Source organism: Roseomonas genomospecies 6, assembly GCF_008365375.1.
In the GTDB taxonomy this organism is placed as follows: Bacteria; Pseudomonadota; Alphaproteobacteria; order Azospirillales; family Azospirillaceae; genus Azospirillum.
This window is the reverse complement of the sequence record NZ_QOKW01000050.1, coordinates 1-25,402: the sequence shown is the minus strand read 5'-3', so window position 1 is coordinate 25,402 and position 25,402 is coordinate 1. Positions and strand designations below refer to the sequence as shown.

The window sequence follows — 25,402 nt, the reverse complement described above, 5'->3', positions numbered from 1 at the left end:
GTAATCGCCAACCAGCCGGCGGTCCTCGGGCGTCCACATCAGCGGCCTCCGGCAGGGTGTGTGTTCCCTGCCAACAGCCGTTACGTCAGACCCTCACCCCGTCAGTGCGACTTTCGAAACGGGCTGTGAATGAGTCAGTGCACTAGCGGCGATGCTGCGGTCGGAGCAGCGGTCCGCCGCGCAGCTGGCCGAGATGCGCCACCGCCAGCGCGAGCGCGAAACCGAATGACTCCGGCGGCTGGCGTTGGCGGCACCGTCGCCAGCCCTACCGACGAAGACCACCCCGCACGACGACCATCCGCCCGTCACTCCGGATCACAGCGTCGGTCCGTCCGACCAGGGTAGCTCCTCGGGCTCCGCTGTGCGGACCGGCGAGGACCTGCGGTCGCACCGCTCCCATGCTATGGCGTGTTCCAGAAGCTCAGCCCACGGCACGCTCGGCGGTCGGCGACGGGCATCGGTGAGCAGCTCGCCCACGAGCCGCTCCCACGCCGACGCTGAACCGGCGACGGCGGCGCGCAGCGAGATCGGTGGCGCTGAGTCCACCAACCCGGCGTCGTGCCGGAGCAGCGACGGTCTGGCCCAGACCAGTCGCAGCCGTCGTTCAGTGTCCGAATCCCAGGTCTACGCAGGCATGCCGCCCTTCCTCCAAGACGAGGCGCAAGGCCCCTCGGAGGCACCTGTCGACCAGGCTGGAAGGACTGAACCCCCCGGCCGTGGTGACGGCCGGAGGCATTGTGGTCCTGTTGGTGGTAGTCCTCTCTCCGGTCCCGCACCGGCGATGCCGGTGCTCCGGGTCCCGAAAGGGGAGGGCGGGGATCAGATGCCGATGGAGCTGACGACAGGCTGCTTGGCGGCGGAACGGTTGAGCGTCGGCAGGTTCCGCGACGCCCCGGCCGCTTCGACGGACCGCCAACGCGGGGGCTGGGCGTCGAGCCACTCGGGCGGGGTCAGGCGCGCGGCGGAGACGCGCTCCGGGGTCGTGTCCCGAGGCGTGGTGTAGGAGCCTGGGCGCTCATCTGGTCTCCGGCAGGTCTGGCCGGGACAGTCACGCGGCCGTAGCGGGCAACGTGAGGGCGAGATCATCGCGCAAGGGGGCGATGGTTTCCAGGGTCATGTAGCGCGCCCGCTGGACCGCCCATTCATCGTTCTGTTCGAGCAGGATGGCGCCGATCAGCCGAGTGATCGCCGCCTCGTTGGGGAAGATACCCACCACCTCGGTGCGCCGCTTGATCTCGCCGTTCAGCCGCTCCAGCGGGTTCGTGCTGTGGATCTTGGCCCGATGCTCCTTGGGAAAGGTCATGAAGGCCAGCACGTCCTCCTCGGCCTCGTCGAGCAGGGCGGCCAACTTGGGCAGCTTGGGGCGGACCTGATCGGCCACCTGGCGCCACTGCGCCTTGGCGGCGCCGGCGTCATCCTGGGCGAACGCGGTGGCGATGAAGGCCGACACCACGCGCCGGCCGCTCCGCCCGGCATGCGCCAGGGCGTTGCGCATGAAGTGCACCCGACAGCGCTGCCACGTGGCGCGGAACACCTTGGACACCGCCGCCTTGATGCCTTCGTGGGCGTCGGAGATCACCAGCTTCACCCCGGCCAAGCCGCGGCGCTTGAGCTTGCGCAGGAACTCGATCCAGAAGGTTTCGGCTTCCGAGGCGCCGATGTCCATGCCCAGCACCTCGCGCCGGCCGTCGGTGTTCACAGCCACCGCGATGGTCACGGCGACCGAGACGATGCGCCCGTTCTGGCGAACCTTCACGTAGGTGGCGTCGATCCACAGGTACGGCCAATCGCCTTCGATGGGACGCTCCAGGAAGGTCTTCACCCGCTCGTCGATCTCCTCGCACAGCCGGCTGACCTGGCTCTTGGAGATGCCGCTCATGCCGAGCGCCTTCACCAGATCATCCACCGAGCGCGTCGAGATCCCGTGGACGTAGGCTTCCTGGATCACGGCGGTCAGCGCCTTCTCGGCCATGCGGCGCGGCTCTAGGAAGCCGGGGAAGTAGCTGCCCTTGCGCAGCTTGGGGATGCGCAGCTCGACGGTGCCGGCGCGGGTCTCCCAATCACGCTCGCGGTAGCCGTTGCGCTGAACCAGCCGCTCGGCGGAGCGCTCACCGTGGGCGGCGCCGGTCAGGCCTTGCACCTCCAGCTCCATCAGCCGCTCGGCCGCGAAGCCGATCATCTCGCGCAGCACGTCGGCATCAGGGCTCTTCTCCAGCAGCGCGCGAAGCGCCATCATCTCGGCGGTCATCGTGGTCACCCTTCGGTCGGGTTGAGGTGTGGTGACCAGACTCTACCGAAGACCCACGATGACCGCCCCGCTGTGGACAACCGGCCCGCCTATGCCAGCTCTGGGGGGCGCTTCGGCGGGCCGGTTCCCCACAGCTCCTTGTGTGTCGCGCGGTTCCATATTGAGACCTGGGCGGCTGGCGACGACCAACCGCCCAGGTTGGCCGACCCCGCCAGCTCCTTGGCCGGAAAGCCGTGGTGTAGCTTGAGGGCGACCAACCTTCCTTGAAGTCCGAACGGTTGCGTGAGCCTGAACTCGCATCACAAGGAAGGATCACGAGGATGTCTGAACAAACACGGGTGGCCGGCATCGATTGCGGCAAGGACTTTCTGGACATTGACGTCTTTCCTGGCGCGGCTCCGCTCCGGGTGGTTAATTCTTCCCAAGGGTACCAGGAGGTGGTGGCATGGTTCATTGAACGAAGGGTAACCGTGGCCGGCCTGGAAGCCAGCGGCGGCTATGAGCGGCCGATCCGTGATGCCCTGCGGATGGCTGGTATCGAGGTCCGGATTTTCGATCCGGCGCGGGTACGCTTTTTCGCTAAAGCGAAGGGGCGGCGGGCCAAGAACGATAGCCTTGACGCCGCGGTGATCGCTGAGTTTACCGCCAGCCAGACGACTGTTCCCTCGCTCCTCGATGATCCCGTTCGCGAGGAGTTGGCCGGCCTGGTCAAGGCGCGCCGCCTACTCGTCGACAAGCGGGCCGATCTGAACAAGAGCATCGCCCATGCCCCGGTGGCGGCACAGGAGGTGCTGTCCCGTGCCGTCGAATATCTGGCTCGCGAGGTTGATGCATTGGACGCGGCCATTTGCCAAGCGGCCAAAGCTCAGCCGGTCCTCTCACAGACGATCCAGACCCTCCAGACCGCGCCAGGGGTGGGTCCCGTGACGGCGGCAACTCTAGCCGCCCTGTTGCCTGAATTGGGGAGGACGTCTGGTCGAAAGATTGCCGCCCTCGTCGGTGTTGCGCCCTTCGATCACGATAGCGGAAAGATGCGGGGACACCGCCATATCGCCGGTGGGCGTGCCGATGTTCGGCGCGCCCTCTATCTGGCGGCGCTTTCCGCCGCCACCAACACAAAAGGCGTTATCGCAGATTTCTACAACAGCCTGATTGAGCGCAAAAAGCCATCCAAACTCGCCTTGACCGCCTGCGCACGCAAACTGGTCGTCCGTCTCAACGCCATGCTGGCCAAAGGCGCAACGTGGGAGGCCAACCCCGCCTGAGAGTGCCGACGGTCGGCGCTCATCGCCGACCGCATGCCAAACCAAACGAACCGGGAGCGCGGACGGGGCAAGGCCGCCGCCGCCCAAAGGGCGGGCGCGCGCCAGCGCGAGCCTTGACGCGGAGCACGCCCGGTTCACGAACTTTCCTCGCTGAACACGGTTGCTACACCACGCTCAGGGACGTGACCCGCTCCGGCAGCTGCGATTCCGGACTCAAGCCGCTCAGGTCGCACTCGCCGCGCCGCCACAGGGACTGCGGCAGCCACGTCGTGCGCCCCGTGGCGCCGCCGGGATCGGACGGGCGGCTGGGCGGAGCGAAGCGGCGCGTTGCTCCGGCGCTGCTGGGGCTCCCGGAGCGTGAACCCAGGGCTGCTCTCGGTGCGGGCCTGTCCCGAGCTTCTCCCTTTCTATCCGATCCGCCGCTGGGAGCGACCATCTGCGGCCCGCCCGTTGCAGACTTACCCAATTGCGAAAATGCTTACCCGTATCCCTGAGAGGCTGGTGTGACAGGGCGCACTTCGAGCGATAAGCCCACCGCCTTTGCTCCGGGACGCGGCGCAAGCGCTGCTCTTATCGCTCTTGGAGCGATCTGTAACGGAACAGGAGCGAGAGCATGAAACCAAAGACTGTGTGGCTGAGCTTCAACCGGTACCGCCCGAACAAGGCGAAAGGCGAGCGCGACCTCAACACCTACACCGCCGTCTTCGAGAAGCTGGAATATGCAACCCGTCGTGACGCCGTCTTCAGCACCAAGGACTTCATCGCGATGGGAGTTGGCGTCGATGATCCTGGCGAATGGGACCGCGCCTCGCTGCTCGCGCGGATGGAGGGAGCCATAGCCTATGAGTTCACCGCGGACGATCCGGCCGACAAGGACCCTCGCAAAGATCGAAAGGGGTGGGCCGAGTACTTCAAATTCGCCATCCCTCGCGATTTGAGCGAAGAGCAACAGCGCGAATACGTTTACGCCTGGGCTGAGGCTGTAGGGAAGGGGCGCGCGGTTTTCGTCGGCGGCATCCACCGCGACACGCCGGACAATCCCCACTGCCATGTCCTCGTCATGGATCGTCTGGAATCGGAGCATATGGCAAAGAAGCGCGCCGCGTTACGCGCGAACGGCGGCAAGGAGCGGGCGCGCCGCAAGTTCGTCTGCCAGTTTTCCGAACGCGGTACGATGGAGCGGATGCGGAACATCTACCGCGATGCTGCCAACGCATACCTTGAGAGAGTCGGTTGTCTCGTTCGAGTCGAGACGATGAGCTATGAGCGTCTTGGGATCGACAAGAAGCCACAGGTCCATGAGGGTTCGTCGCGCAAGATGAAGGAACGGGGGAAGGTGATCCCCGCCCGCGAGGGCGAGCTCACGCGCCCGGATTACAACGCCAAGATCACGGAGCTCAATGGCCTCATTGAAGAAGCCCAGGCGATGAGGGCCGAAGCCGCGCGGGTTGTCCCAATGCTGATCGAGGACGCTCGCCAAGCCAACCTCCGCGCCGACGATGCGCTCGCCCGCGCCGTGCTCGCCGACCGCGTGGCGGCGGCGGCCGTCGAGGCACGCCAGCAAGCGGAGCGGGAGGCGCTCGCCTCTGCCAAACGGGCCAAGGAGGCCGAGCGCGACGCCAATGACTGCGAGCGAGAAGCCAACGAGGAACGGAGCCGCGCGGCCTTCGCCGCCAAGGCGAAGGAGGAAGCCGAGCGTCAGGCCCGCGAAGATCGTCGCAGGGCGGAAGAAGCTGAGCGTCGGCGCCATGAGGAGGAGGAGGCTCGGGCCGAAATGGCTCGTCAGGTCCAAGGATGGCTCAGGACCCTCCGGGAGACCGAGGCCCAGGTCAACGAAGAGCGCGACCGGCGCGAGGCGGAGCGGAAGCTCGAGGCTGAGCGCCTGCACCGGCTGATCGCCGAGAAGCAAGCGGTCGAGAAGGCGAAGGGGGAGGCCGACCGAGCCTTGGTCGCGATGGCTCAACGCTTGGCCGACGAGCAGGCCGCACGTGAGAAGGAGCGCAAAGCGGCGGAGAACATCATCACCCGCACCGTCCACGTCGCGCTGATGGCAATTGCTCTTGTCGAGGTCCACTGGAAGAACCTCGCCGCCAAACTCAAGGCGCTCCTCCCGATCAAGGTGGAGAAGCCGACCAACAACGGCGCCGGCGGCTACGTCCTCCCGGCCGACTTTGGTCAGAAGATCGCGCCCGTCCACCAGGACGCCGAGCACGCCCGCGCCGAGGCGATCCGGATGCGGAACACAAAGTCCGGCATGCCCGGCGTCCCCGAGATCGTCAAACTCTATCAGCTCACGCCGGACGGCCGGCCGCTGACGCGTGGCGAAGTCCTCGCGATCATCGACCCGCCGCCAGCGAACGCCGGCGCTTATCAGCCCTACTTCCCCAACCCGCAGGGCGAGTATGAACAGCGGCAACGGGAGCGGGCGAAGGAGCGGGAACGCGGGCATTCCCGCTGAGGCTCGTTCGCCCGATCCGGCGGTGGAGACGCCGAGGACGCGCCGGCAACGTCTTGTGGCGATCGCTACAGCCGAGTGGAAAGTGCGGTTGCCGAGCACACGGCGGATACCGGCTTCGTGCCGCGAGGGGACATCGACCAACCGAGCGGGACCGTCGTTCGGGCTGCGCGATGTCGACGCCTCGTGTAGGCTTTCAGAGAGCGAAGGTCGATGAGCCGCTCGGCCGTCGGGAGCAGGTCCTCGGACCGGTGTTGCGCTTTCACACCGACGCAGCGCAAGCCACGCGTTGGCCATCGGCGTGGCGTTCCTCCATCAGATCGTCGACTTCAAACGGCCAATCGCCGTTCGCGTCGCCGCATCAGCCGTGCAAAGGGGAAATCCCTTGCCCTCGGTGCGGCGCTGCGACACGCCGGACGGCAAGCCATCGCGGAACGCGGCGATCCTCTGGATGTGGATCGTCAGCCGGCGCCTTGGGGACGGGCTGCGCGCCCCGGGTCATCGACCGCTCCCGGTCCGATCGGGAACTCATCGCGCGCTCTTGAACGGCGAGAAAGCATTGATCGTCCACGGGAATCGCGGTGCGAACGCAATGCCCACGCTTGGCGGATCAAGGCTGCCGCCGACCATCACCGGTGCAGGGCCCTGGCCGGTCCACGCCGGGTGCGGCGCTACGCCGGTATGGATGAGCAGGGTAGGGCGCCATCGCCGGCGGGCGGAGGTCTCCGTGGCGAACCGTCGCGGCGTCGCATGCTCCGTCGAGCGGTGCGCGCCAACGACAAGCGAAGGCCTCGGCGCCGGGTAACCTCGTGCCCTGGGAGAAACGTTGCCGCTCCAGACTTCACCGAGTCAAATCGGACCATATCGGAGGCATTCGTCGCCGAGGAGCCTCCTTTCATGTCCGGAATGTCCTGCTCGCTCCCCGCGCAGACGGCGATCCCGTCCGCCGCGCCCCAGTGCGCCGGTGTCGCCGGTCTGCGGTCGCCGTCTGTCCTGCGCCGCCGTCCGCGCGGGAAGGATCGTCTCCAGACGCGTTGCCCGGTGTTCGGGGGCGAACTCGATGCGTGATCTTGCGTGGGCCGAGACGCCGGACCTGGGGCCGTTCGGTCAGGCTGCTCTGGCGTTGTATCGGCTGGGATTGGCGGTGGTCCCCTGTCCCAGCGACAACGGCAAGTCGGTGCAGGGTGCGGTGAAAGGGCACGGGGAGTGGCCGAGGCGGCCTCCCATTGCATGGGTCGAAAAGATGATCACGAAGTGGCCGACCGCGAACATCGGGATCATCACGAGCCTGTCCAACGTGACCATCGTCGATCCGGACGATCCGGCCCTCGTGGAGCCGATGTTGCGCCGCTTCGGCGACACGCCGCTGATCACCGGTACGCCGAGCGGTGGCGCCCATCTCTGGTACCGGCATTCTGGGGAGGCGAGCAGCAACCTGAGGCTGACGGAAGGCGTCGCGGTCGACATCAAGGGTCGCGGTGGTAGCGTCATCGTGGTGCCGCCCTCCGTTCGACCGGAAGGTCCTCACGCCGGCAAGCCCTACCGCTTCATTCGCGGCTCTTGGGACGACTTGGAGCGCCTGCCCCCGATGCGAGCAGACGGGCTGCGGATCGACGCGCGCCGTCCGAGTGCCCACCATCCTCCGCCCAGGTCGGGCGCGGTTGCTGAGGCGGTGCCTGTGCGCACCGTGAAGGATGGACACCGCAACACCACCTTGTTCAAGCTCGCGCTCCGCGAGGCTCCGCGGGCGAGCTCCGAGGACGCGCTGCTCCGGAGTATGCGGGGCATCGTCGCTGAGCATTTCCAGACGGGTGGGTCGAATCCGTTCACGGCGGCTGAAGTCGAGAAGACCGTCGCCAGCGCGTGGCGCGTTCAGGAGGAGGGCCGGAACTGGGTCGGCCAAGAACCGCGGGTGATGGCGTCGGCGAGGGAGGTCGAGGCCATCGCCCAGGATCCGCACGGCTCCGATGCGATGCTGCTCCTCATGAAGTTGCGCTTGGTCCATTGGCAGCACGACACCTTCGCCGTGCCGCCGAAAACGCTCGCCGCCGCACCGGCCGCGCCTATGAAGATTGCCGGGTGGGGTCCCCAGCGCTACCGCAACGCCTTGGGGACTCTGATGAAGCTCGATCTGTTGGAGATCGTCCACGAGGGCGGCGATGCTCCCGGCGATGCCCGTTTGTTCCGTTTTGTCGGAACGCTTCCGGCAAGGGTGCAGAAACTCGACACCATATAAAAGACACTCCCTCTCCTCCCTCTCCTCCCTCTCCGGGGAGGGCTGGGCGTAGACATTTGGAAGCCACAGACAGGGTCTAGTGGGAGGGGAGGGGGGAGAGGTGATGTGTGCGGCTGACCGGCTGCCGGGGCGGACGGACCAGGAGCCAGCGGATCGATCCACCACGCGGCGGATCCGCAGCCGCGCCGCGGTGGCGCCGCCGGACATCGAGGGCAGCGCAACGGTGAGGGCGCCGTTCGCGGTCCGAGGTGACGGCGCCACCGCCGAGCACACCTCGCTGTCCTGGCGGGAGCCGGGTTCCGCCCGCGTGTCGGGGCGTGCTCGCGTCCCCGACGCGACTGCCGGCGGCGCCATCGGGTGATTTCTCGGAAACGTCGGGAGCGGCCAGGATGGACCGTGCGCGCCAAGCCTGGACGGTCCCTGGCGCGGGCAATGATGGCTCGTCGGGGAACCCCGGCTCCCGGCTACACCTCCTAACGCAGCGTTCCTTCACCTCCATGCGCTCCGCCTTCCAATAGGAGCCGCCCCGGGTGTGCCAGGGTGCCCGATCGATGCACGCGGTGGCCTCCGCCGGGCCGAGCGCGTCCGCGGTGGCCGTGTCGACCGGCTCTCGGCCCAGCGCAGCGCCCGGACCGGGGACGCGTACTCGACGAAATAGCGCAGCCACAGCTGTTGCCAGGCGGTGCAGCGGCGGACCGTTACCTCCGCGTAGCGCCCGATCATCGGGTCGGTCCCCACGTGCCGTGCCGGTTGGGGTGGACTGGCAGGGTGCCCCGCATCCTGTTGGCCACGGCCTTAGCCCACTCGAAGTACTCGCGCTTGCGCGCCAGGGGCCAGTCCGCCGGGCCGGCCACCTCCTCCCCGAACCGCTCGCGCCGTTCCACCAGCGTCGTCTGCGTGTCCTCAAGGGTGTCGTGCAGCAGCGCCGCGCACAGCACGGCCGGATCACCGGCGCCGACGTCGGCCAGCAGCACGGCCTCCACGTTCTTGAAGCCTTTGCGCAGACGCCCCTGCCGCTGCCTGAGGCCGGGGGGCCTCGGAACGCATTATGGTGCCTCTGAAACGCGCAAAACCTGAGGGGGCCAATCCGCGATGCGCCCCGCCCGTGGCGTTTCTCCTTGACCGCCGTCGCCTCCCCGCGTGATCGTCATTCACGGCTTTGGCGAATTCGTCGACGTGACACAGCCTGAGGGAGAGGTAATGATCCAGACGGCCGATGCGGAGCCGGAGCTTCTCGAGGCTTCCGACGGTGGTTTCGACGCCGAGGCGGCGGCCGTTCGGCTGGAGGCGACGGGGCTCTATCGCGTGTTGCACAAGTACGTGCGGCCGGAACACTGCACCGTGCCGGACGAGCGCACGAAGCGGCTCGGGCTGGTTCTCGACTGCGAGACCCTCGGCTTGGCCGTCGCCGACCCGGTGATCGAGATCGGCATGGCGGCGTTCGAGTACGACCCGGCAACGGGAACCGTCTACCGGATCCTGTCGGCGCAGAGCTGGCTGGAAGATCCCGGGTGCCCCATCCCCGAGCCGATCCGCCGTCTCACCGGCATCACCGACGCCATGGTGCGCGGGCAGTCCTTCGACCGCGCCGAACTCGGGCGCTGGGTCGAGCGCGCCGACATCGTGATCGCCCACAACGCCACGTTCGATCGCTGCCGGCTCGAGCGCATCGACCCGCGCCTCGCGGCGAAGCCGTGGGCGTGCACGCACCAGGGGATCGACTGGGCCGAGCAAGGGGTCGGCTCGAGCAAGCTGGCCTTCCTCGCCATGTGCTACGGCTTCTACTTCGAGGCCCACCGGGCGCAGGACGACTGCCTGGCCCTGCTGCACGTGCTCGCCAACCCGTTGCCGCTCTCGGGGCATGGCACCCTGGCGATGCTGTTGGATGGCGCGCGGCGCCCCGTGGCCCGGGTCTGGGCGGTCAACAGCGCCTTTGATGCCAAGGACGCCCTGAAGGCGCGCGGTTACGGTTGGTCGCCGGGGGAGGGCCGCCAGAGGAAGGACTGGTACCGCGACTGCCGCCCCGAGGACGCGCCGGACGAGCTGGCGTGGCTGCGCGACACGATCGGCTGCCTCGGCCAAGCGGTGTCCCTCGACGCGTACAGCCGCTACAGCGATCGCGCCTTTGCACGCTGACGCCTGAGATCGCGGTCGGCGGCCTGGCCGTCTGGGCCACGCCGGTCGGCTTCGGCACGCCCGCGCGTTCCCGCTCCTCCCTACGGTGGCGCCCACCGCCCACCAGCCACACTTCGCCGTTCGTCAGCAGAATTTCAGCATGCTGACAGCGAAAGAGTGTCCTGCCCGTCGTACAATGGCTGCCAAGACGATCCCTGGAGTGCAGCCGTGGACCCCGAAACCGTCGTTGTTCAGTATCTCCGCGCCCTTCTGCCGACCCGACCTCAGCGGCGTCCGCAGGACGTCCCGCTGATGTCAGCGGCTGCCTTCTTGATGGCACATGGCCGCATCTGGGCGGAGGGAGCACGGCCCCGCAACATCCAGCCCGGTGCGGCGCAGGCGTGCTATCAGAACGCGTTCCGGTTGGCCACCCACCATCCGCGGGAATACCGCTATGCCGAAGGCATCGCCCTTGTGCCGGAGTTCAACGTTCCCGTCGAGCACGCCTGGTGCGTGACGGACGAAGGCACTGTGGTTGACCCGACATGGGACGACGCGGAGAGTGCGTTTTATTTTGGCGTTGCGTTTGACATGGTTACCCTGAGTAAGGTGTACAGTGTCATAGAAACCGGTGGTGTGTTCGGGTATGAAAATTGGCGTGTGGCCGCACCGGTTTTGCTTTCGGGGACGCACCTCAACTCATCGGCTGACCCTGATTTCCAAGGCTCTTCGGAAAACAAGGTTGCTGCACGTCCTGCCGCCTTCGATGGTCTGATCGAAAGGTTCGGTTGCTGAACCCAGCCGCGCCATCATGCGCCAAGCCCCGTATCACCGGGGAAGCCGACCATCATTGCCCTTGCAAGGGGGCTCTGCCACCATTATGTCTTCCGTAATCTCGGAGCACTTTTACGAGGAGGGAGCGATGGGCGTGATGCTGGCAGAGGGCGACACCCTGACTTCCACCGAGGTTGCCGCCGTAGCCTCGGTATCCACTCGGTACGTTAGCCATCTGATCGAGGAAAGCATCTTGCCGGCCGAACTCTACGCTCGCGACGGCAAGCGGTGGTTCCGCCCCTCTGCCGCCGCCTTCGTGGCCTTCGACAGCCAAGTGGCCGATGTTCTGACCCCTGGCGCGCGCCGGACCGCGATCCAGGAACTCCTGTCGAGGTACCATGCGGCGTTGGCCGACAGCGACGCTTGGCTCCGCTGGACGGACCCCAGTGACCTCGGGGTGACCATTGGCCCGATCAAGGTCGACATGGTCGATGTGTTCAGACGCGTCGCCGAGAGCCTGAACGCGCTGGCCGAGTCGAGGGCGCTGGTCGTGCGGGATCCGGAGATCCTGTCCGGCACGCCGATCATCCGCGGCACCAGGATCCCGGTCTACGATGTGGCCGCCTCGGCCGAGAAGGGGCTGCCTATGGAGCGCATCCTTCGAGCCTATTCCGACCTGACGGCACGCGATGTCGAATTGGCGCGCCTGTGGGCGAAAGCCAACCCTCCCATGGGGCGCCCCAAGAAGGCGATCGGCCCCGCAGACCCAGGCACGGTGACGGCGAAGCGTGTCACTCGCCTTCGGGGTGCCGCGTGAAGCTGCTGGTGGACAACTGCCTCAGCGAGGAACTCGCCCATTTGGCTCGGGAGCGCGGGCACCTCGAGGCGACCCACATTCGCTGGCTCGGCAAGGGCGATTGGAAGGATTGGAACCTCAAGGACCTCATCGACAGCGGCGGCTACACGTTTGTCACCAAGAACTCTGTCGATTTCCGCGGCCCCAGGACCGACCGGGGCAGCGGTGGCCAGCATGCGACGCTGGAATTGCATGGCGGCCTCGTGTGTCTGAACGGTCCTGTGGGGATGGATCTCGACCTGCAAATTGAACTGTTCGAAGCGGTTCTCGACGAGCTCGCTGCGGACGCCGACCTGATCAACGCCGCGCTCGAGGTCAGCCTCGAACGTTGGGAGGACGACGAGTTGCTGGTGGAACGGTATCCGATCCCCATGGATGGTCCATACGCCCGGGATGTCGGACACACGAGCCATGTCAGATCCCGGTCAAGCGCTTGATCTCCTCACCATCCGTTACGCTCAAAGCCGATCCGGCAACCTGAGCTGAACTGTTCGTGAGAGCCGGTAACGGGCGTAAAGCAACCCAACTTTTCGGAGAGCCATTTCTAAAAAGAATGGCGTGCCGGTCGTGAATGGAACCGGCATCTTGACGCTCCCATCTTCGTAACCCGGCGAATCCCCTCGCCGGTTGCGCCGGTTTGGATTGGATCACGCGGTTTCCCTCAAACCAAACCCAGAGGATCCTCGCTTGCCGCATCAGTAATCCGATGACGCAGGCAATCATGATTTCGCTTTCACAAAACTTGGCGAGCCCAGGACCCATTCGCGTGTCGTACTCGCGAGGACGGCCTCGAGGTCAGCGGTGCGTCCGACGCCCCCGACGCGCGGGTCCGGCGAAAGGCCGCGCAGTGGGTGCGTGAGCTTGGGCTGGTCCTCGGCACGGACGTCGTCGCCCTGGAAGCCAGCGTGCCGTGCGGTGTACACGCCCGCCTCGACGACGAGCGACTCCGAAAGCGCATCGCCGACGTGTCGGCCTTCCTGCACGGCGAGCCCGAGCTCCGGGACAACGGCGTCCAAGTCCATGCCCTGGTCACCGTGATGCTGACGGCGCCGGTCACAAGCGCGCCAATTGTATCTGTCACCACCGCGATCGTGGTGAGTGCCAACGATTTTGCCCCGTTGAGCCTTGACGGGATGATGGGCGCACGGGTGACGGCGACGGTCAGCGAGGTCGTCGCCACGGCGTTCGGAGAACAGGCGGCTTGGGCCGCGGCGTCGGGCCTTGGCGGGTTGGTGCTTCGTCTCGACGTTCCTCCTCCAGAGCAACCACGCCTGTCACGAGTTTCCTGAGCTTCCCGTGGTCGAATTCCACCCGGCGGAGGGCGGTTTCCAAATTGGGTGCCGGCCCGATCCGCCAGCTTATGGCAAGGGACCGAAGAGCCGAGCCAGCACCGCGTCGAGCGAGGGAAGGAGATCGAAGCGCCTGCGGGGAACGATACGGTGGTTCGACCGCTCCGCTTTCATCCCCGCGGAGTTTCCCTTGGTGTGCCTGACAACCTTCAAGCCTCCGATGTCCGGCAGCGGCTCTCCCGGCTGGCCGCCGAGCCACAGGAAGGAATTCAGCGTCAGATCCGGCGCGACGATGATCCAGACGACGCAGCCGCTTGGCTTCTCCATGAGCTTCAGGCTGATCTTGATGCTGGTCGTCCGCCCACCCAGCAGGGTGGTTTTGAACTGGATGTGCCGAACGATCCTGCCCCGGCTCATCACCAGGTCATAGCCTCCGGCGTCGAACTCGGAGCGCAGGATCTCCACATCCCGGACCTCGCGCTGCCACAGCCGGCGCAGCGCGTCGCCGATGAAGACATGCTCGACGATCCTCTCGCGCAAGGTCGAATGGAGGGAATGGGCGGACTCGCCTTCCGCGATCTCAGGCGTGTCGTGCATCAGCTCTGCTCTTCCTGTGGGCGCGCCGGCCGCCGCGGCGGGGGAGGATTGTTCGGCCGCAGCATCACCCGGCTCCCGGAAGGGCGACTGCCGCTTCTTCCAGGCGCGCGCGCGCGGCCGCAATAGCCTCGGCCGAGAACTGCCCGGCGTGCTTGAGGACAAGGTACTCCGCCGTCAGGTCGCCCAGTCCATGCGCCGTCAAAATGCGAAATCCGTCGGACTCCTGCCGGCTCAGGGCCAGATCCTCGACGGTCCTGCGCACGCCGACGCGCTCGACCTTCTGCCGGGTCCGCGAAGCCCGCACCACCTTGCCATGCTGGTCGCGCAGAATCTCTTCCAGCGCTGCGATCGCCCGCCAGAAGTCGATGACCAGGGGATCGTCGGACGCTTGGCCGCTGAGTTCGCAGAGGCGCCGAAAAGCGGCCGGATAGAGATCGTCACGGCCCAGGCGCTTGACGTTGTCGAGGTAGGTGCGTGCGGCCTGCGCATCGCGCAGCTGCGAAACATCGAATGGCATCATGGCCTCCGGTTGGATGGTGCAGGCGAGTGCCGGAACGGCTCCTATGTACGCCGTCACGCGGCGGTGATCGTGGCTGGTGCGTGCGCGGCGGTGTAGCGGGTCCCGCTGGCGAAGATGTTGGTCGGCATGGAGATGCGGACATTCTGGCGGTCGATCCGGTAGCCGCGCGCCTCGAGGATCTGGCGGACCATGCGGCCAATCATCTGCTTCACGCGGTCCTGGCGCACCGCGTCACCAAACCGTTGCAGCAGCTCCGGGCTGAGCGGTTCCACCGCTGGTCGCCCGAGGTACGTGGCGGTCTCCATCCGAATCAGGGCGTCGTGCCCGTTGAGGAGCGACCACAAGCCTTCGCCCAGAGGGGAGCTCGCCAGTTCACGGAACGGGCCGGCGTCGAACGGAACAATCGCGGTGCTGTTCATGCGGGACTCCATTGGGCGTGCCTGATGTGCAGCATATACGTCGTCGCTTTTGACATGTCAAATATAACATGTCAAAAGCGACGTGACGCCAAGACGGGGCGCTTCGCGCCGAAGGCTACCAGCCTCGACATCACGGCCACCAGAAACGCCACCCTGGTGCTCCTGGCGCTGTTCCCAGTCGCGCTGCCTGTGCTTACCAGCAAGGGCGGGTCGGATACCGCGGTCGACGGCGCGTCGCGCGGCCTTGCTGCTGTCGGAGCGCTGATCGGTGAGACAGCGGGGGACCGGCCCGGATCGCAGCCCTTGTGACTCGCAGGCGACCGGGCGCGTCCTCTCCTGTTCGCACCGGCTTGGTCCCTGGTCGGGGGGCGGACGCGCCTTGCCGCGGCATGTCCGTCGAGACGGGTGTTGTCGGGGCAATGCTGTCTGCCTGCGGACGCCATCGGGCCGTCATGCGTCCGCACGCATGCTCCGCGCTGAGGTGCGCGGTCAGAGCAGCGGGAGTTGGACGCGGCCGCCGTCGTCGGCATGGGCTTTTGCGGCGCGTAACGCGGCGTCCTGGGCGCCGATCATCGTGCGCGCGCTTCCGGAGCGAACCTGCTCGCCGGCAACGGTGACGACCCAGGCCCACACCTCCGGCCCCCGCCAGACCACCGCCAGATCGCACCCGCAAGTCCGTGTCACCGCGTGCCGTGTCGTCCAGTTCGTCATCGTTGGCATGGCGGCGACCCCATGAGTTCCGGCCTGCTGTACCACAGGAGAGGGCCAGCCAGCCAGCGCCGTCCTGGTGCATGATGATGACGATCGGGACCGATGCCGACGCTACCTCATGACCAGCGGCCTTCGCCACCGGTGCTGGGCCCAGAACACCGTCCGTGAACGCCATCCGGCTCCTCCTTCGCGCAACGGGGCCATGGGTAGAGGCGGCCCCGTAGCGCCTGGACCTCGCCCTCACTCATCTCCCGGATCAGCGCCCGGTTGCCCCCCAATCTTGGTCAGCCTGCCGGCCGAGGCGTCGATGAAACGTCAGGTTCGGGCTGCCCTCGGACGCCGGCGCCGGCGTCGAGGGCCGCGAGACCACGATCGTCGAGACAAGTGTGTTTGGGGTCGCAAAGCGCTGCTTTGGGCCGCCTCCGTCAGGCTGTTCTATGACGCGGCAATGCCTTGAAGAGAGGATGGACAAGATGCGCTGGAGCACAGGTGCGGTCGGCCTCTCCCGACCGGCTCGTTGCGCCCTCCCCACTTTGGTCAGGAGCCTCCGTCCGGGTAAACCGGATGATGGCGCTCTTCAGGCGTTTTCCAGGAGCGAAAGAAATCCAGCGGATTCTGGGTGCCCAGAAACGCTCGGGCAAGCCTCAAGCGTTCCCGTAACTGATCTCTGTCGGCCTCTGGCAGATCAGCGGCACGCGCCTCCACCCCCGCCAGGAACTGCTCGACGCTCATGACATGCGACCATTGTCGAATGATCTCGGTAAGGTGCTCCTGGCTCTCACGGACTGACTGCTCCACGCGGCGCCGATCTTCTGCCCTCCGGCGCTTCTCTTCGGCGGCGAGCCACTCCCGGTGGGCGATTTCCGCCCGCCGGTCGGCCTCCTCCAGCCTCTCGACGAGGTGAACGGCCGCGTCTTCGATGGACGTCACCATCGCGGGCAGGGCTGGATGGAGCGAGGCCTGTGTCGTTTCCTGCCAGTCGGTGGACCAGGCGACGCGCCCGTACGGCGAATAGGCCACGAGGCGAAGGCGGCCGGAGGGCAGATCACGCGTGGTCGTCCAGGTGTGGTCGGCAGCGTGGCGGGACGGCCTGGGCGGGATGTAGTCGGCCTCCCGGATGTAGGTGCCATGGACGTAGCGGAGCAGAACCGATTCCGACATTTCGAGGATCGCGAGACCGATCGCCACGCTGCCGATGTAGACGACGGTCGGGCGGTCGGGGGACCAGAGGCCGCCGTGATGGTAGCGGTCGCGGGGCGGCTTGCGGATCTCGCGTTCATCGACCGCAGCCCGTCCGAACCGTTGATCCGAGGGCGCCACCACCACCCGATGGCCAACGGACTCGAGAGCGTTGAAGAGGTCGTTGGCGAAACCGAGCGCCTTGTCGAGGCCGGCCTTCGACGCCGTCACGTCGACCAGAAGCCGCTTGTAGGGTTTGAGATAGGCGCCGTCCTCCACGGCCCGACCGTTTTCAAAATGCTCTTTGGCGCCGCGGATCAGAGCGTGAATGCGGGTTCTCGGAACGCGCACCTCGGTGCCGGGCCGGCGCCCGGGTGGCCGGGGCGGCTTCGGTGGCGGCCGATGCTCCCCGTCGGTGGACCAGGACAGCGGATCGCCGGGCCGGGCCTCAGGGAGGGGCTCCGGCGGCGGCGCTTTCCCGACCGCCAGCTTCGCCCAATAGCCCCGCACGGGGCGTGGGACGTTCAGCAGGGCGCAGACCCGGGCCATATAGGTGCCGGAGACCGCGAACTGGTCGGCCACCCTGGTCATGGGCTTCGACCAGACCAGTTGATACAGCTCTTCCCGTGAGATCATGGGGGGCTCCGCTCACGCTGTCGTCAGCCATCACGATGGTAGATGGCGAGCGGCGGCGGGGCTGTCCTCTCTGTTTCTGACGGCACTCATTTCGACCGTCGCTGGAGCCGGCCTGTTTTGCGCCAGGCCATGGAGCGGCCCCCTGTCGTTCTCGCCACGTCGGTGGTCGGTGGTGGACTGGGCAACACGGTGGCGGCCGAGATGATCGACGGGCGCAGTGGCCACCAGTGTCCGTTCATGTGCCGGCGCGGTGTCAGACCGCTAAGGGGCGAGCACGGCACCGTACGGAACGGCGAACGTCGCGCGGCTTGGACCATATTCTCGTGTGAGACTGCGTTCCGTGGATTGTGCGCCGGAGGGGAGGGGCAGGGTGATCTGGAGCAAGACCAACAGCGGGCTGTTTCCCACCGAGACCAGCCGTGTCGGCTGTTGGACGCTGACGCTCTGGCGGTCCTGGCGGGGATGTGGCTGGTCCATTGCCGCCCCCGGTCGTCGTTTCGTCGATGGGATCGAGGGTAGCCGGCACGCGGCGCGCGCGGCCGCGGCCGCGGAGGTCCTCGTAAGAGCGGTCAACGGCGATCTGAGCGCGCATGAGCGCGCGGCGCTGACCATCACCGCCCAACAGCGTGACTGACGCTCGACGACCAAGCCAGCGTCGTGCTGTCCGTGGTCGGAGTGGCGAAGGTGGTAGGCGTCCGCCGGTGGTCTGCGGTGACCCACCCCGGGTCTGCCGGTGTGTCGCTTGCGGCGCTGCAAGTCGTCGGAACTGAGGAAACCTCCGTCGGGCAGGGGATCTGCCGTTAGAGGTTAAAGCACTGACAAAAAATGCTTTGTCCGGCAAAGTATGAGATTGCAGTTTTGCCGGACAAACGCTTTCGAGTCAGGCGGTTAGGGCCGGTTTTCCCGGGGTTACTCCGCCGCGCCCAAGCATCACACGCGGACCGGCCGGCGGGGTGGGGACTCCACCATTAGGCGTCCGGGGAATCTTCCAGTAGCGGGACACGCCCGCGCAGCGCAGTCACCCCTCGGTCGCGAACCGTCCGCAAATCGGTGAAACGGGCATGTGGCCGGCAAATCCCAGCGATGCTAGGCTTGCCGCCGCGCCCACGAAGGGCTGAGGAGGGGAGCATGCTGCAGCGCGTGGTGCGTTGGCTGGAGACGCCGATTGCCGAACCGCCCTTCGACGGGCGCCGGCCGGCGGAGCTTCTCGACGGCCCCGACGCAGGAGCGGTGCTGTCCCGCCTGCGCGCGTGGCTCGACATGGCGGAGCGGCCCGCCGGACTCCGCAGCGGCCGCGCCTGATCGCGACGCCCCCTTCTCGTTCCGTCGCGCAGGAACCAGGCCTGCGCTCCGCGGATTCATGCCGCTACGGCGACTGGTGCGCCGAGCATCGGTTCGATCCGTCGAGCCCCGAGCCCCGGCAGCTCGCGCCGTTCTTCGCCGAGCAGGCGCACAGACTGAGAACGGCGTCGCCCACCACCAGCGCTTGGGGTGTGCCCGTCGATCCGCCGCCTAAGGCCGTGGTCAAGGTCCTCTCGCCAGCACTGCTCGGGACCAGGGGGACCCGTCGGACAACGGCGGCGCCGCTGCTCCCGGCGCCAGTCTGCTGCTGACCGGCCTGTACGGTGCCCTGGGCCGCCCTCGATCTTGCCGAGCTCGAGATTCAGCCGCTCAGGGTGCTGGTCACCCTGCGGCGGAGCAAGCCGACCAGTCCGGCTGCGACGTCGTGGGGCTGCTGGTCGCAGCCCAGGAGCCGGCCAGCCGACACCGCGCGCCGCCGTTCACGATCCCTTGCCGAACGGAGCCGCACGTGCGGCGAATCAGGGAGGGCAAAATGGCTGAGGACGTGAACGCGCCCTGCATTCTGCTTCGGCGGTGACCGCGAAATCGTCGGTAGCGAATCAACCCTCTTGCCTGCCCGGCCATATCCCGACATGATCGTCAGAGTTGATTCCTTTCTTTTACTCACAATTGGTGCTGCGAGCGCCTCCGAGACATCATGCAGGTCGACGCCGCCGAATTCGAGAATCTGAAACGCGAGTTTCTCCGGCAAATGCCGGGTTTCAAGTCGTTTGCCGACGCCGGAGCCGTGTACGTCGAGGCCGAGCGCCGCTCCAAGGACGAGCTCGTGGCGCTCGTGCGCGTGGCGCTGCTCCCCCGGCTGATGGCCCCCGCGGCGACCCCGGCGCAGGCGCGCGAGGTGTGCGCCGCGCTGTATCAGGCGATGCAGAGGGAGGCGCTGCCGTCGAGTGGGCGTCCACAGAACCTCGTCGGCTGGCGCTCCTGGGAGCATCTGACCAAGCTGACCGACGAGCAGTGCCTCCTGGCCGCCAGTGCCCTGCGGGACTTGCTGCTCGGCGAGGGCGACGCGGCGGAACGGCTCGAGCGCTTCGCGAACGCCTACCAAGCCGTGCTCCCGACGGGCGGTGGCAGGCCGGCGGTGCTGCGCAACGTCGGCACCCTGCTGCTGATGCTCGTCGATCCTGGGCGGGACATCTTCGTGCGCACCGACCTGTTCGATAAGGCTGGCGCGCGGCTGAGCGGGCGCAAGCTGGGCGGCTGGGGACGCTTGCCGAGCGCCGCCGACTACCGGGACGCACGCGCCTTCGCGGCCGCCATCCGGCAGAAGCTGGCCGAGGAGGGCTGGGCGCCGCGCGACATGATCGACGTCCAAAGCTTCCTGTGGGTGGCCATGGCCGGCGACGACGCGCCGGCGGCGCTGGACGCCGGGCCTCCCGTGCCGGCAGGCGGCGGGCTCGTCGCGATTCTGGCCGCGACCGATGCTGCCTCCCGCCGTTTGGTGGTGCGCATCCGCCCTCCGGCGGAGGGGATCGGCGGCTGGCTGGCCGGTTCCGACCTCCGTCTCGACGTGGCCCCCGCCATGGACTTGGCGGCGTCCGCCACGCAAAGGGACCTTGCCGCCGCCCTGGCCGATGCCAATCCGGACGAGGGCTTCGCGCAAGAGATTGCCGCCGGCTTGTGGCTGGTGCGCGCGCTCCAGCCCGGCGACGTCGTCGTGGCGGGAGAGCCGTCCGGCGAGGTGCTCGCGGCCGGCGTCGTGACCGAACCCTACCAGCGGCTGCCGGCCCCGGAAGTCGGTCACCGCGTCGGTATCGCCTGGCACACCGGCGGCTTTCCCCGCCGTGTCGAGCAGCGTTCCTGGAGCTTCAAAGACATCCACGAGGTTCCCCGCGAGCTGCTGGTCCAGCTCGCGATGGAGCAGTCGCGCAGTGAGACGCTACCGGAGTTGCCGTTTGCGGAGATCGTCGACCGCGTTCGGGCTTCCGGGCTGCGGCTATCCGAGCGCACCCTGCGTCGCTACCACGTCGCGCTGAAAGCCCGCGGCTTCGTCATCCTGGCCGGCGTGAGCGGCACGGGCAAGACGTGGTTGACGGACGTCTACGCCAAGGCGGTCGGCGCGCGGTACCTGGTGGTTCCGGTGGCGCCGAATTGGACGACCAACGAGGATCTGCTCGGCTACTTCAACCCGCTCGACCGCGCCTTCCACGCCACCGCGTTCACCCGCTTCCTCCAGGAGGCGGGCCAGGAGTACGCCGCCGCGCAGGCCGCCCGGCGTCCGGCGCGCCCATTCCATCTCGTGCTCGACGAAATGAATCTGGCCCGCGTCGAGTACTTTTTCGCCACCTTCCTGTCGGCCATGGAACTGCGGGCCCGCAACGGGCAGGCCGAGGTCGAACTCGCCGGCGGGCGGCGGGTGGCGCTGCCGCCCAACTTGGCGTTCATCGGCACGGTCAACGTCGACGAGACCACGCACGCTTTCGCCGACAAGATCTATGACCGCGCGCAGATGCTCGAGCTGGACAGCCCGCGCGAGCTGCTGGCCGCGCAACTCGACGGTAAGCCCTTTGCCGCCGCGGTGCTGGACGTCTGGGATGTGGTCGCCGAGGTCGCCCCCTTCGCGTTCCGCGTCCTGTCGGAGATCGACCAGTACGTCGCGCACTCCCAGGCGTTGGGCGTCGCGTGGCAGGACGCGCTGGACGAGCAGGTCCTGCAGAAGGTGCTGCCGAAGATCAAGGGCAACGATGCCCGGGTCGGCGACGCATTGCAGCGCCTCGTCGACCTGTGTGCCCCCACGATGCCGCTCAGCGCCACCCGCGCCCGCCAGATGCATCACCGCTTCCTTGCCCATGGCTTCACCTCTTTCTTCTGATCCCGGACCGCCGGGCGGTACCGCGCCTCTCCTGGTGTTTCACGATGCCCGGGGGCTGCCGGTCGCCGTCCCACGCGAGTGGGAGCCGGGAACCCTGATCCTGGCGGACGTTCCCGTGGAACGGTGGGCTGACGTCCAGGTCACGCTGAATGGGCGGCCTCTCCCGGTTCGGGTGGAACGGATCGCGGGTGTGCCGCGCGTCACCGTTCCCTGGGACCGGGCCGGCGCCGGGCGCTGGCGCGTGGCGATCCACGACGGTGCCGCGCGTGCCGAGGCGGTGATCCACATCCGTTCTGCAAAGCTGTCGGACGAGGCGCTGGCGACCATGGTCGAGGACCTGGAGACGCGCCTGCCGGCTTCGGTGGCCATCGGGCTCGACCGGCTCGGCGCGTTCTCTGGTCTGTGCTTGCTTCCACCCGGGCCAGCGACGCTGGCGCAAGAGTTCGAAGAAGTCCGCCAAGCGCTCGAGGGTACGGCCGGGCGGCCCGGCCTGATCGAGACCTTGAACCGGCTCGGCCGCGACCCGCACGTCGTTTTGGCCGACCGGGAGATCTGGACGCCGGCAGAGCGGGTCCGCCGCCCGATTCCGGGACGGCTCCCGACGGCTCTGGGGCGAGCGGGCAACCTCACGGCCGAGCGGTTGCCGCAGCGGCTGGTCGATGCGCGCAGCGAACCGACCCACGACACCTACGAGAACCGGCTCGTGCGCGAGTTCCGTGACCAGGTCGATGGGCGGCTGCGCCGCCTCGAGGCCTGCGCCGGTCTGTCGGCCAGCTTCGCGGCCGCGGCCGGCGACACCCTGCGCAGTCTTCGCGCCCGCTTCCGCGCCGCGTGCCGGGCGGTGGCGTTTCTCGACGGCGTCGGGCGGCTGCGCTCGGCCCCGGATCGCCTGACCATGGTCCTGCTGCGCCGGCCGGCGTACCGCGCCGCCCTGGAGGGGTTCCTCGCGTTTCGGCGTTCCGCCCGCGCCTGTCTGCGAGATCCGGCGCTCGAGGCCCCGATGGAGAACGTGCCGGCACTGTACGAGACCTGGGGCACGCTCACCCTGATTGACGTCCTTCTCGCCGTTGCGGCGGACCTGGGATTCACCGTCGCCGGCCAACGTCTGATCACGCCCGGACCGATGGGGCCGTTGGTGGACGTGCTTCCGAATGGCCGGCCTGCCGTCGTGCTCAGCCGCGCCGACGGTTGCACGGTGACGCTGACGCCGCAGCGCGACTTTGCGCCTTCGCCCTTCGCCGACTTGGGAAGCATTAGCTTCCGTCAAATCCCGGACGTGACCGTGGAGGTTCGTACGCCGCTGCGCCGCGCGCTGCTGATCCTCGATCCGAAGTACAAGCTGTTCGGCGACGCCGATGGGGACGGCGGTGCGGCCGGACCGAAGAAAGAGGACATCGACAAGATGCACGCGTACCGCGACGCCATTCGGGACGCGAACGGGGACGCCGTGGTGCGGATGGCGGCCATCCTGTATCCAGGACCGGAGCGGTGGTTCGGCGACGGTGTCGCGGCGCTGACCGCCATGCCCGGCACGGACGCGCTGCGGACGACCGCTGCCCGCCTGTTCCGCAATGTCCTGGAGCCGGCCGTGCCCTTCGCCAGCACGTCGGTGGCGGCCGGCCAAACGAGGTGAGGAACGGGTGAGCGACGATCGACCGACCATTGTGATGGGTGTTCTCGATGACCAGCACGTGGCGATTGCCATGCTCGGCGGTGAGATCCTGTTCCAGTGCATGGGAGCAAGCGAAGAAGCCGCGAGAGCCGCAGCGCTTGCTCGACTTTGCCCCACCGGGGCGGTGGACGTCCGCAGCGATGCGCCGGCGGTTGGCGCCAGCGGCATCGCGCCGGATGCCACCGATGGTCCGGTGTTCGAGCTGCGCGGCGGCGCCGCGGTGGCGCGCGGCCGACCGGAGGGGGACGAATTCATCGTGCTCGTCGGCTCGACCGCCCGCGCCTATGGCACCGACATCAGCCGCGATCGCCCCTTGCGTGACCAGCTTCTGGCGCGCGGCGTGCTGGTGCCGGCCGCCGATCCCCAACTGCTGGTTTTTGCCCAAACATGGCGGTTCTCCAGCGCGAGGCAAGCCGGCGGCGTCGTGCTCGACCGAAACTGCAGCGGTCCGGCCGCCTGGAGGATTCTCGGTACCGGCGAGACGTTGCGCGACTGGCAGAGGACCAGCGCTGGCGCGCCGTCACGTCACGAGAAGCCGCAGTGATTCCATCGTCGTGCCCATCGCTCCGGGACGACGCTGGGGCCAAAGGTGGGCGCGTCGCCGGTGCAGGGGGCTGGGGCGGGTGATCGACCGGGATGAGGGGCATGACGGCACATAGGATGACCATCGAGTTGGATGACGTCACGATCAGCGCTGGGCTGGTCGATGGCCGCGCCGTCGCCGTGGTCCTGTCGGGTGGCGACACGCTGTTCCAGACGACGGGTGACGATGTCGGAGAGGCGATCGGCAAGGCGCGTGCGCGGCTGGTCAATCGCCATGCCCAGTCGGCTCCGTCCACCGCCGCGCCGGCCTCGGCGGCCATGGCAGCCGATCCGCCGGGGCGGGTCGCGTCGGGAGGCATCCAGGTCCAGCCGCGAACCCGCCGGATTCCCCTGCCGGCCGTCTTTTGTCTGGAGGCCGGCAGGGAGCTCCGCCCCAGGCTCTCCGGCAACGCCGACGACGGAATTTCCCAAGGCTTCCACCAGGTCGACCCCACCCGCAAGAGCTCGATGACCCCGGTCATGCCCAACATCGTCCGGGCACGGGCGTCCGGGAATGCTTATCCGGCTCGGCCCGATGAAACCGTCGTGAGTTCGGGTGCCTACCGCGATCTTGTTATGGGCAGCCACGCCGTCTACGCGCTGCTGAAGGAGCGCGGAGTCGTCTGTGCCCAGGACATCGACGGCGAGGTCGCAGCGCGGGTGTCGAGCCGCTTTGCGGGCGCCGCCATGGTGAAGAAGGTCAGGCCCTGCGTCCTCGACACGCTGCGCGACCTTCGTCTTTTTGGCCTCGCCAAGACGCCGGGCCAGGGTGGGTTCCGACGCACGACGCCGTTCCACGTTGTGGACCCGCACACGGTGCTGCTGGCCGACACGGCGGAGACGCCGAAGGCATGATGTCGAATTGCCGAACAGGGAGGATCGCGCCATGAGCGGGATGATCATCGTGGAAGAAGGACCATTGCGGATCGTCGGCGGGCTGGTCGATGGCCGCCCCGTCGCCGTCGTCCAGGAGGCCGACGACGTGCTGTTTCAAGTGTCCGGAAGCACAATCGAGGACGCCATTGCCGCGGCACGGCTGCGGCTGGGAGTGGGCAGGGGCGTTCCCAGCCGGCGTGGGCCGGTGGACGTGCCCGTGGATGCGGCGTCTACGCAGCCCAAGCCGCCGCAGGACCTGCGCGCATTGCTGCGTGCCGCCGTTGCCGCGTTCGACCCGCTGCGCAGCGAAGGCGTGACCGAAGGTCCGGGCAAGGACCGCTACCGCAAGATCTACGTGGCGGGTTGGCCGGCTCCGGTGCATTACGAGTTCCTGCTGTCTCACGCCCTCCGGCAGATGGGCGTCGAGTTGCATGTCGAGACGGAGAAGGCCGCCGCGGTCACGGGTATCCTGCCCGCCTTGTGCGCCGGGGTGCGCGATGCCATGCCCGGACAGACGGTGGTGCACGATCCCGGTTGGACAAGCGGCTGCGGACGCCTGCAGGTCGTTTTTCCAGACACGGTGACCGCGGACTCGCTGGCGTGTGCCATGCAGCAGCTGATCGCCCTCACCCGCTCACGGGTCGAGGCTGCGCTTCGCTAGTGCACTGACTCATTCAGAAGGTGCAGGCAAACGGCTGAGTTTATCGAGGATTTTCTCGGCCGGTTTGGTCCAGACGAAGGGCTTGGATGCCCTGTTGTGCTCGCGAATGTAGCGGGCAATGGCGTCCTGGAGATCGGCTA

Annotated in this window: 23 protein-coding genes and 1 pseudogene; 16 read left to right on the top strand and 8 right to left on the bottom strand. The window is 67.6% G+C overall.

Translation table 11 applies throughout. From position 1 onward, the window contains the following. Positions 1-1,048 precede the first annotated feature (1,048 nt). Positions 1,049-2,248, bottom strand: a complete 1,200-nt coding sequence (locus tag DS843_RS29955) for an IS256 family transposase (RefSeq protein ID WP_149472468.1) — start codon at positions 2,246-2,248, stop codon at positions 1,049-1,051. A gap of 320 nt (positions 2,249-2,568) precedes the next feature. On the opposite strand from DS843_RS29955, the gene DS843_RS29950 reads away from it, so the two are divergent. From DS843_RS29950 to DS843_RS29930, 4 genes are all read left to right on the top strand, one after another. Next, on the top strand, positions 2,569-3,513 hold the full coding sequence (locus tag DS843_RS29950) for a transposase (RefSeq protein ID WP_149472467.1): 945 nt from the start codon (positions 2,569-2,571) through the stop codon (positions 3,511-3,513). A 613-nt stretch (positions 3,514-4,126) separates the two neighbouring features. Beyond that, positions 4,127-5,971, top strand: a complete 1,845-nt coding sequence (locus tag DS843_RS29945; protein ID WP_149472466.1) for a MobA/MobL family protein — start codon at positions 4,127-4,129, stop codon at positions 5,969-5,971. Between the two features lie 1,057 nt (positions 5,972-7,028). Next, positions 7,029-8,204, top strand: coding sequence for a bifunctional DNA primase/polymerase (locus DS843_RS29935; RefSeq protein ID WP_149472465.1), 1,176 nt, complete (start codon positions 7,029-7,031; stop codon positions 8,202-8,204). A 103-nt stretch (positions 8,205-8,307) separates the two neighbouring features. Beyond that, entirely contained in the window at positions 8,308-8,565 is a 258-nt protein-coding gene (locus DS843_RS29930; RefSeq protein ID WP_149472464.1) for a hypothetical protein, read from the top strand. 358 nt (positions 8,566-8,923) lie between these two features. On the opposite strand, the gene DS843_RS29925 is transcribed toward DS843_RS29930, so the two are convergent. Beyond that, positions 8,924-9,178 carry a hypothetical protein gene (locus tag DS843_RS29925; RefSeq protein ID WP_167525536.1) on the bottom strand — a complete coding sequence of 85 codons (255 nt, stop codon included), beginning with the start codon at positions 9,176-9,178 and terminating at the stop codon, positions 8,924-8,926. Positions 9,179-9,404: 226 nt separating this feature from the next. Between DS843_RS29925 and DS843_RS29920 the strand changes: the two genes are divergently transcribed. From DS843_RS29920 to DS843_RS29900, 5 genes are all read left to right on the top strand, one after another. Continuing rightward, positions 9,405-10,340: a 3'-5' exonuclease gene (locus DS843_RS29920; protein WP_149472462.1), complete on the top strand. Its 936-nt coding sequence runs from the start codon at positions 9,405-9,407 to the stop codon at positions 10,338-10,340. Positions 10,341-10,547: 207 nt separating this feature from the next. After that, positions 10,548-11,114 carry a hypothetical protein gene (locus tag DS843_RS29915; RefSeq protein WP_149472461.1) on the top strand — a complete coding sequence of 189 codons (567 nt, stop codon included), beginning with the start codon at positions 10,548-10,550 and terminating at the stop codon, positions 11,112-11,114. Between the two features lie 127 nt (positions 11,115-11,241). Beyond that, entirely contained in the window at positions 11,242-11,910 is a 669-nt protein-coding gene (locus tag DS843_RS29910) for a DUF433 domain-containing protein (RefSeq protein WP_167525535.1), read from the top strand. Next, positions 11,907-12,386 carry a DUF5615 family PIN-like protein gene (locus tag DS843_RS29905; RefSeq protein ID WP_149472459.1) on the top strand — a complete coding sequence of 160 codons (480 nt, stop codon included), beginning with the start codon at positions 11,907-11,909 and terminating at the stop codon, positions 12,384-12,386. The genes DS843_RS29910 and DS843_RS29905 overlap by 4 nt, the downstream gene beginning before the upstream one ends. A 414-nt stretch (positions 12,387-12,800) precedes the next feature. After that, positions 12,801-13,238, top strand: a complete 438-nt coding sequence (locus DS843_RS29900; protein ID WP_149472458.1) for a hypothetical protein — start codon at positions 12,801-12,803, stop codon at positions 13,236-13,238. 69 nt (positions 13,239-13,307) lie between these two features. Here DS843_RS29900 and DS843_RS29895 read toward each other — a convergent pair whose 3' ends face one another. From DS843_RS29895 to DS843_RS29875, 5 genes are all read right to left on the bottom strand, one after another. Continuing rightward, positions 13,308-13,835 (bottom strand): hypothetical protein, encoded by a 528-nt coding sequence (locus DS843_RS29895; protein WP_149472457.1) that lies wholly within the window; start codon positions 13,833-13,835, stop codon positions 13,308-13,310. 64 nt (positions 13,836-13,899) lie between these two features. After that, on the bottom strand, positions 13,900-14,355 hold the full coding sequence (locus tag DS843_RS29890) for a hypothetical protein (protein ID WP_149472456.1): 456 nt from the start codon (positions 14,353-14,355) through the stop codon (positions 13,900-13,902). A 53-nt stretch (positions 14,356-14,408) separates the two neighbouring features. Next, positions 14,409-14,774 (bottom strand): hypothetical protein, encoded by a 366-nt coding sequence (locus DS843_RS29885; RefSeq protein ID WP_149472455.1) that lies wholly within the window; start codon positions 14,772-14,774, stop codon positions 14,409-14,411. A gap of 489 nt (positions 14,775-15,263) precedes the next feature. Further along, on the bottom strand, positions 15,264-15,494 hold the full coding sequence (locus DS843_RS29880; RefSeq protein WP_149472454.1) for a hypothetical protein: 231 nt from the start codon (positions 15,492-15,494) through the stop codon (positions 15,264-15,266). A gap of 528 nt (positions 15,495-16,022) precedes the next feature. Next, complete coding sequence (locus tag DS843_RS29875; RefSeq protein ID WP_149472453.1) at positions 16,023-17,300, bottom strand: hypothetical protein; 1,278 nt, start codon at positions 17,298-17,300, stop codon at positions 16,023-16,025. A gap of 370 nt (positions 17,301-17,670) precedes the next feature. Here DS843_RS29875 and DS843_RS29870 point away from each other — a divergent pair, with 370 nt between their 5' ends. The 7 genes from DS843_RS29870 to DS843_RS29840 all read left to right on the top strand — a co-directional run bounded on the left by DS843_RS29870 (position 17,671) and on the right by DS843_RS29840 (position 25,262). After that, positions 17,671-17,934: a hypothetical protein gene (locus tag DS843_RS29870; RefSeq protein ID WP_149472452.1), complete on the top strand. Its 264-nt coding sequence runs from the start codon at positions 17,671-17,673 to the stop codon at positions 17,932-17,934. A gap of 494 nt (positions 17,935-18,428) precedes the next feature. Beyond that, positions 18,429-18,602: an antitoxin Xre/MbcA/ParS toxin-binding domain-containing protein gene (locus DS843_RS29865; protein ID WP_167525534.1), complete on the top strand. Its 174-nt coding sequence runs from the start codon at positions 18,429-18,431 to the stop codon at positions 18,600-18,602. A gap of 697 nt (positions 18,603-19,299) precedes the next feature. Next, positions 19,300-21,471, top strand: a complete 2,172-nt coding sequence (locus DS843_RS29860; protein ID WP_149472450.1) for an AAA family ATPase — start codon at positions 19,300-19,302, stop codon at positions 21,469-21,471. A 190-nt stretch (positions 21,472-21,661) separates the two neighbouring features. Next, positions 21,662-23,104, top strand: coding sequence for a DUF2357 domain-containing protein (locus DS843_RS29855; RefSeq protein ID WP_167525533.1), 1,443 nt, complete (start codon positions 21,662-21,664; stop codon positions 23,102-23,104). 7 nt (positions 23,105-23,111) lie between these two features. Beyond that, positions 23,112-23,687: a DUF4357 domain-containing protein gene (locus tag DS843_RS29850; RefSeq protein ID WP_167525532.1), complete on the top strand. Its 576-nt coding sequence runs from the start codon at positions 23,112-23,114 to the stop codon at positions 23,685-23,687. 101 nt (positions 23,688-23,788) lie between these two features. Further along, positions 23,789-24,580: a hypothetical protein gene (locus DS843_RS29845; protein ID WP_149472447.1), complete on the top strand. Its 792-nt coding sequence runs from the start codon at positions 23,789-23,791 to the stop codon at positions 24,578-24,580. A 31-nt stretch (positions 24,581-24,611) separates the two neighbouring features. Next, a complete protein-coding gene (locus tag DS843_RS29840; protein WP_149472446.1) occupies positions 24,612-25,262 on the top strand; it encodes a hypothetical protein in 651 nt (216 codons plus the stop codon). A 9-nt stretch (positions 25,263-25,271) separates the two neighbouring features. Here the strand turns inward: DS843_RS29840 and DS843_RS29835 are convergent. Then, a pseudogene (locus DS843_RS29835) lies at positions 25,272-25,402 on the bottom strand (IS630 family transposase); the annotation flags it as partial.